Raw genomic sequence first — 1,475 nt, 5'->3', positions numbered from 1 at the left:
TCTACGACCAGGCCGACGAAGTGAGGGAACAGGACATGGATCGGGTCAAGGACAGCCACTCGCCATGATCCACGACGCCTCGTGCGGCCCGCCCACCGGGCCGTCACGGAATTTGTGCCAGAGCCACCACGAACTGGCCGTTGACAAGAGGAGTGTTTTCAGGCGGCGAAGAACGAGGTCGGTCTCGACCATTTCCAGGTCCGGATGTACCACGCCTGGTATCGGCACATCACGTTGGCGATGCTCGCTCATGCCTGGCTCGCGGTCACTGCGGCGAAGACCCGCGAGCAGGACCCGCCGGAACGCCCACCGGCGACGAGGGCGGTGGGCTACCAGCGTGAGGGCCGTGGCCTCGCGATCCCCGAGCCGGCGGAACCAGCCGGGACCAGGATGATCCCGTTCAGTCTTAACGAAATCCGGCATGTTCTCGCCCTGTTCGGACAGGCCGTGATCCCACCTTCGGTGATCACATGGTGGTCGGACTGGCGCCGCAGCCACCAGGCACGCGCCCGCTACTACCACTTCCGAGCCCGGATCCGAGCCAACCAGGCAGACGTCACGCGGGCCGCGACCACGTAAGGATCACTGTTACTGGAGTACTAACCCTGCCTACCAGCAGGTTGAGTACGCGATCGCGCGTGCCCGGCGGCACAAGGACCGCAGCGCACTACGCCGACTGCGGCAGCAACGCCGCCAGCTCCCGAGCCAGGACCCCTGCGATCCTGACTACCGGAGACTGCGGTACGTGAGGTACGCGGACGATATTTTACTCGGGTTCAGCGGGCCGAAATCCGAAGCGCACGAGATCACACAGCGGATCAGGCAGTTCCTCCATGACGACCTCAAACTGGAGCTGTCTACCGAGAAGACGCTCGTTACCCATGCTCAGACCGGGCGGGCGCGTTTCCTCGGTTACCATATCGTGGCCCAACACTCCGATACTAAGATCACCCGGGGTCGCCGGGCGGTCAACGGAGCGATCGGGTTGCGTATACCCCCGGATGTGATCAGAACCAAGTGTGCCCTGTACTCCTGGCGCGGTAAACCCGCGCAGCGGCCACAGATGCTTCATGGCGACGACTACACGATCGTCTCGAAGTATCAGGCCGAGTATCGGGGCGTCGTCCAGTACTACCTGCTTGCCGGTGATGTCTACCGGCTCCAGAAACTGCGCTGGTACATGGAGACTTCCATGTTGAAGACCTTGGCGGGCAAGCATCGGTCTACCGTCAACGCGATGGCAGGAAAGTACCGAGCCACCGTGCAGACGGACCACGGACCGAGAAAATGCTTCCAGGTCGTCGTCCAACGCAGTGATGGTAGGAAACCGCTGGTCGCACGATTCGATGGCATCCCGTTACACCGACAACCCACAGCAGCCCTCACCGACCGAGCGCCGACCCTGGGCACCTCTCGCGGCAACGAGCTGATCCATCGGCTCCTCGCGGATGGATGCGAGGCATGCGGAGCAACGG

Annotated in this window: 2 pseudogenes; both read left to right on the top strand. The window is 63.1% G+C overall.

The window, feature by feature from the left end:
* Nucleotides 1–147 precede the first annotated feature (147 nt).
* A pseudogene (locus AB1460_RS37435) lies at nucleotides 148–579 on the top strand (IS701 family transposase); the annotation flags it as partial.
* Between the two features lie 22 nt (nucleotides 580–601).
* Nucleotides 602–1,475, top strand: a pseudogene (locus tag AB1460_RS37430) (group II intron reverse transcriptase/maturase); the annotation flags it as partial.

It is taken from the genome of Parafrankia sp. FMc2, assembly GCF_041008525.1.
In the GTDB taxonomy this organism is placed as follows: Bacteria; Actinomycetota; Actinomycetes; order Frankiales; family Frankiaceae; genus Parafrankia.
Note: the sequence above shows the minus strand (reverse complement) of the source record. Positions and strands in the feature narration are given on the sequence as shown.